The sequence below is a fragment of the Roseateles sp. genome (assembly GCF_052436255.1).
Lineage (GTDB): Bacteria > Pseudomonadota > Gammaproteobacteria > Burkholderiales > Burkholderiaceae_C > Pelomonas.
This window is the reverse complement of sequence record NZ_JBQVNP010000236.1, coordinates 1-4,958: the sequence shown is the minus strand read 5'-3', so window position 1 is coordinate 4,958 and position 4,958 is coordinate 1. Positions and strand designations below refer to the sequence as shown.

The window sequence follows — 4,958 nt, the reverse complement described above, 5'->3', positions numbered from 1 at the left end:
CTGGCGGCGGCCGCGGCGGGGGAAGCAGCACGATCGACGGCGGCCCGTACCGCGTCGTGCACAGACAGCGGCGCGGCCAGCCGCGCGGGCGCTTGCGCCTGCGCGCCGACCGCGATAGCCAGCAGCGCCGCCGCCAGCAGGAAGCGCTGCGGCAACGGGCGGCCGCAGTACGGGCGCGGGCACACCAGCGCACGAGGTGAATGAGACATGAGAGCGATCTCCAGAGCACATGTCGCGGCGCATCGGCGCCGGCAACGCGAGAACTTGACTGCCTGGCGCCGAAGGCGGCAGGTCACGAGCGCGCCGCAAGCGCGCAATCGCGAGTCAGTTCGTCGCTGGAGGTCGCCAGGGCGTGGCGCCCGGTGCCGAGAGGGCCGAAACGAGGCCCGCCTGCGGCCCGCTGGAGGCAGCGGCAGCGCCCGCCGTACCCGGCTTGGACGCTGGAGCCATGGCCGGCGGCGTGTTGCAGTCGGTGCCCAACTTGCACAAGTGGCCGGTCGCCGCGTAGGTCTGCATGTCGTTGCAGCAGTCGGCCAGCTCGGCCGGGTACGGATCGCCTGCGGTCGGCAGGGTCTGCATCTCCGCCTCCATCGGGCAAGGCGCCTTCTCCAGCGCCCGCACGGCCCCACCCTGAAGGGCGAGGCCCAGGCATACCAGGATGAGAAGGACGCGACGGATCACGGCGGCAGTTTATCCAAGTCGGCGGCCGCCGCCCTCGAACTACCGCTGAGCCGGGATCGCGGTCACCGGCAACACCACGTCCCCGCACTGCGCCCGGTGCCGCAGCGCATGGTCCATCAGCACCAGGGCCAGCATGGCCTCCGCGATGGGCGTGGCGCGGATGCCGACGCAGGGGTCGTGGCGGCCGAAGGTTTCCACCGTGGTGGGGTTGAGCGCGCGGTCGATGCTGGCCTTGGGCGACCGGATCGAGCTGGTGGGCTTGATGGCGATGGACGCGACGATGTCCTGGCCGGTGGAGATGCCGCCCAGCATGCCGCCCGAGTTGTTGCTGGCAAAGCCCTCGCGGCTCAGCTCGTCGCCATGCTCGGTGCCGTTTTGCGCGACGACGCCGAAACCGGCGCCGATCTCCACGCCCTTGACGGCGTTGATGCCCATCAGCGCATAGGCGATGTCGGCGTCCAGCTTGTCGAACAGCGGCTCGCCCAGGCCGACCGGCACACCGGTGGCCTCGACGCGGATGCGCGCGCCGACGGAGTCACCGGCCTTGCGCAGCGCGTCCATGTAGGCCTCCAACTCGGCGATCTTGCTGGCGTTGGCGGCGAAGAAGGGGTTGGCGCCCACATGCTGCCAACCCTCGAACGGGATCTCGATGCTGCCCAGCTGTGTCATGCAACCGCGGAACTCGGTGCCGAACTTCTCGCGCAGCCATTTACGGGCGACCGCACCGGCGCCGACCATGGGCGCCGTCAGCCGGGCCGAGGCGCGCCCGCCGCCACGCGGGTCGCGCACGCCGTATTTGCGCCAGTAGGTGTAGTCGGCATGGCCGGGGCGGAAGGTGTCGAGGATGTTGCCGTAGTCCTTGCTGCGCTGGTCGGTGTTCTTGATCAGCAGGCAGATCGGCGTGCCGGTGGTGACGCCCTCGTACACGCCCGACAGGATTTCGACCGCATCGGGCTCGTTGCGCTGGGTGACATGGCGGCTGGTGCCGGGGCGGCGGCGGTCCAGCTCGGGCTGGATGTCGGCCTCGCTGAGCGCCATGCCGGGCGGGCAGCCGTCGATGATGCAGCCGATGGCCGGGCCATGGCTTTCGCCGAAGTTGGTGACGCGAAAGAGTTCGCCGAAGGTGCTGCCTGACATCCGGCGATTCTAGGAGGCGCCCAAATGCAAAAGCGGCCTGCCAAGGCCGCCTTCACGGGTTGCGAACTTCTCAGAGCTTGGACTCGGGCTCCGCGTTCTCTTCCACCGGCCAGTCGCGGATATAGGCCTTGAGCATGCGGTTCTCGAAGTCCTGGCTGTCCACGACGGCCTTGGCCACGTCGTAAAGCGAGATCACGCCCATCAGGGTCTTGCCGTTCATGACGGGCATGTAGCGCGCGTGCCGGCCCAGCATCATGCGGCGCACTTCGTCGATCTCGGTTTCGGGCGTGCAGGTCAGCGGCGCGTCGTCCATGACCGTGCGCACGATGGTCGTGCCGACCGCGCCGTTGTTCTTGACGACGGCCGAGATGACCTCGCGGAAGGTCAGCATGCCCACCAGGTCGCCATGCTCCATGACCACGAGCGAGCCGATGTCTCGCTCGGCCATCACGGCCAGGGAATCCTTCAGCGGCTCGTCGGGCGTGACGGTGAACAAGGTGCCACCTTTGACACGCAGGATATCGACGACTTTCATGGGAGGCTCCGAGGCAAAACGCATGGGCAACATAGCACACAATGCCGGCGCCACCACCCCATGAAAAACACCCATGCCGGGCTTCGACACCCTCGCTTTGCATGCCGGCGCGGCGCCCGATCCGGGCACCGGCGCGCGGGCCACGCCGCTGCACCTGAGCACCTCCTTCGTCTTCGAGAACAGCGAGCACGCCGCCTCGCTGTTCAATATGGAGCGCTCGGGCCATGTCTACAGCCGGCTGTCCAACCCGACGACGGCGGTGTTCGAGGAACGAATGGCGGCGCTGGACGCCGGCATCGGCGCGATCGCCACCGCCAGCGGCCAGGCGGCCCTGCACCTGGCGATCTGCACGCTGATGGGCGCCGGCGGCCATGTCGTCGCCAGCACGGCGCTGTATGGCGGCAGCCACAACCTGCTGCACTACACGCTGCGTCGTTTCGGCATCGAGACGAGTTTCGTCAACCCGCGCGACCTGGACGCCTGGCGTGCCGCCATCCGGCCCGAGACGCGGCTGCTGTTCGGCGAGTCGCTGGGCAACCCGGGGCTGGACGTTCTCGACATTCCTGCGGTCTCGACACTGGCGCACGAGGCCGGCCTGCCTCTGCTGGTCGATGCGACTTTCGCGACCCCCTATCTGCAGCGCCCTGCCGAACTGGGCGCCGACTTGGTCTACCACTCGGCCACCAAGTTCCTGTGCGGCCATGGCACCGTGGTGGGTGGCGTGCTGGTGGATGCGGGCAGCTTCGACTGGCAGGCCGCGCACGACCGACACGGCCGGTTCGCGACCTTGTGCGAGCCGTATGACGGCTTCCACGGCATGGTGTTCAGCGAGGAAAGCACCGTCGGCGCCTTCTTGCTGCGCGCGCGCCGCGAGGGCCTGCGCGACTTCGGCGCCTGCATGAGCCCGCACACCGCCTGGCTGATGTTGCAGGGGCTGGAGACGCTGCCGCTGCGCATGGCCCGCCACGTCGCCAATGCCCAGGCGGTGGCTGAATTCCTGCTCGGGCACGAACTGGTCGAGAAGGTCGCCTACCCGGGCCTTGCGACCCACCCCGACCATGCGCTCGCGCAACGACTGCTGCCCCGCGGCGCCGGCGCTGTGTTCTCCTTCGACCTGAAGGGCAGCCGCGAACAGGGCCGTGCCTTCATTGAGGCGCTCAAGCTCTTCTCCCATCTGGCCAATGTCGGCGACGCCAAATCCCTGGTCATCCACCCGGCCAGCACCACGCACTTCCGCATGGACGATGCGGCGCTGCGCAACGCCGGCATCGGCCCCGGCAGCATCCGCCTGTCCATCGGGCTGGAAGACCCTGCCGACCTGATCGACGACTTGAAGCGGGCGCTCAAGGTGGCGGCGAAGTCGGGAGCGGGCGCATGAAGCTCGTCGTCGACGACCAGGAGGCCTATGCCTACACCGGCGGCAAGCCTTTCGACCCGGCCCTGCCCTGCGTCGTCTTCATCCACGGCGCGCTGAACGACCACAGCGTGTGGACGCTGCTGGCGCGCTGGTGCGCCCATCATGGCTACGGCGTGCTGGCGGTGGACCACCCCGGGCATGGGCGCAGCGCCGGCTTGCCGCTGCCCAGCGTGGAAGCGCTCGGCCAATGGCTGCATCGCCTGCTCGACGCGGCCGGCGTGGCCAAGGCGGCCCTGGTCGGCCACAGCCTGGGTTCGCTGATCGCGCTGGAAGCCGCCGAGCGCGCGACGGCGCTGGTCATGGTCGGCACGGCCTACCCGATGAAGGTGTCGGAGACGCTGTTGACGACGGCCCGCGAGCGACCCGATGCGGCCATCGACATGGTCACGGCCTTTTCGCATTCACTGGCGAGCGCCAAGCCCAGCTTCCCTGGACCGGGCGCGTGGTTGCGCGGCGGCTCGACGGCCTTGAAGCGGCGCATCCAGGCGCGCCAGCCGGGACTCAATCTCTTCGAGCACGACTTCAAGCTCTGCGACGCCTATGCCAATGCCGAGGCTGCGGCAGCGCGGCTGGCCTGCCCCGTCACGCTGATCCTTGGCGCGCTGGACCAGATGACCTCGCCCAAGCAAACTGCCCTCCTCGAAGGCCTGCTGAAGCCGCAGGTGCAGCGCCTGCACGCCGGCCACGAGATCATGGCCGAGGCGCCCGATGCCATGCTCGCTGCCCTGCGGCAAGCGCTCGCGGCCGGCCGATAGCAGCGGCACGCCAGCGCCTGGGCATGCCCCCTTGCCGTTGCGGCCCGACCCGCGCTTCAATCGGGGCATGAGCACCGAACGCTTCGCCCGCTTTGCCGACTTCTATCCCTTCTACCTGCGCGAGCATGCGGACCGCAGGAACCGGCGCCTGCATTTCATCGGCACGACCCTGGTGCTGGTCTGTCTGTGGCGCTTGTTCGCCACCGGCCAGCCGGTCTGGCTGCTCAACGGCCTGCTCTGCGGCTATGGCTTTGCGTGGATCGGCCACTTTTTCTTTGAGAAAAACCGGCCGGCGACCTTCAAGTACCCGCTTTACAGCTTCATGGGCGACTGGGTCATGTATGCCGACATCTGGCGCGGGCGGGTGAAGCTCTAGGGCCTGTTAACACTACGGCAACGGGTCGCGTTGTGGCCAGAAAGGCCGCGAGCAAGG

7 protein-coding genes are annotated in these 4,958 nt (G+C 68.7%); 3 read left to right on the top strand and 4 right to left on the bottom strand.

The window, feature by feature from the left end:
- The 4 genes from ACT6S0_RS26490 to ACT6S0_RS26475 form a co-directional block, all read right to left on the bottom strand.
- A partial coding sequence (locus ACT6S0_RS26490) for a hypothetical protein (protein WP_444766720.1) occupies positions 1-209 on the bottom strand: 209 nt, incomplete at its 3' end.
- Positions 210-324: 115 nt separating this feature from the next.
- Positions 325-681, bottom strand: a complete 357-nt coding sequence (locus ACT6S0_RS26485) for a hypothetical protein (protein ID WP_444766719.1) — start codon at positions 679-681, stop codon at positions 325-327.
- A gap of 39 nt (positions 682-720) precedes the next feature.
- Positions 721-1,818 (bottom strand): chorismate synthase, encoded by a 1,098-nt coding sequence (aroC, locus tag ACT6S0_RS26480; RefSeq protein WP_444766718.1) that lies wholly within the window; start codon positions 1,816-1,818, stop codon positions 721-723.
- 70 nt (positions 1,819-1,888) lie between these two features.
- On the bottom strand, positions 1,889-2,353 hold the full coding sequence (locus ACT6S0_RS26475) for a CBS domain-containing protein (RefSeq protein WP_444766717.1): 465 nt from the start codon (positions 2,351-2,353) through the stop codon (positions 1,889-1,891).
- Between the two features lie 73 nt (positions 2,354-2,426).
- On the opposite strand from ACT6S0_RS26475, the gene ACT6S0_RS26470 reads away from it, so the two are divergent.
- From ACT6S0_RS26470 to ACT6S0_RS26460, 3 genes are all read left to right on the top strand, one after another.
- Positions 2,427-3,731 carry an O-acetylhomoserine aminocarboxypropyltransferase gene (locus ACT6S0_RS26470; protein WP_444766716.1) on the top strand — a complete coding sequence of 435 codons (1,305 nt, stop codon included), beginning with the start codon at positions 2,427-2,429 and terminating at the stop codon, positions 3,729-3,731.
- A complete protein-coding gene (locus tag ACT6S0_RS26465; protein ID WP_444766715.1) occupies positions 3,728-4,525 on the top strand; it encodes an alpha/beta fold hydrolase in 798 nt (265 codons plus the stop codon). The genes ACT6S0_RS26470 and ACT6S0_RS26465 overlap by 4 nt, the downstream gene beginning before the upstream one ends.
- A gap of 67 nt (positions 4,526-4,592) precedes the next feature.
- Positions 4,593-4,901, top strand: coding sequence for an Mpo1-like protein (locus ACT6S0_RS26460; RefSeq protein WP_444766714.1), 309 nt, complete (start codon positions 4,593-4,595; stop codon positions 4,899-4,901).
- Positions 4,902-4,958: the final 57 nt, after the last annotated feature.

Coding starts and splice junctions, on each gene's coding strand:
- aroC (WP_444766718.1), bottom strand. CDS start 1,818: ATGTCAGGCAGCACCTTCGGCGAACTCTTTCGCGTCACCAACTTCGGC.
- ACT6S0_RS26475 (WP_444766717.1), bottom strand. CDS start 2,353: ATGAAAGTCGTCGATATCCTGCGTGTCAAAGGTGGCACCTTGTTCACC.
- ACT6S0_RS26470 (WP_444766716.1), top strand. CDS start 2,427: ATGCCGGGCTTCGACACCCTCGCTTTGCATGCCGGCGCGGCGCCCGAT.
- ACT6S0_RS26465 (WP_444766715.1), top strand. CDS start 3,728: ATGAAGCTCGTCGTCGACGACCAGGAGGCCTATGCCTACACCGGCGGC.
- ACT6S0_RS26460 (WP_444766714.1), top strand. CDS start 4,593: ATGAGCACCGAACGCTTCGCCCGCTTTGCCGACTTCTATCCCTTCTAC.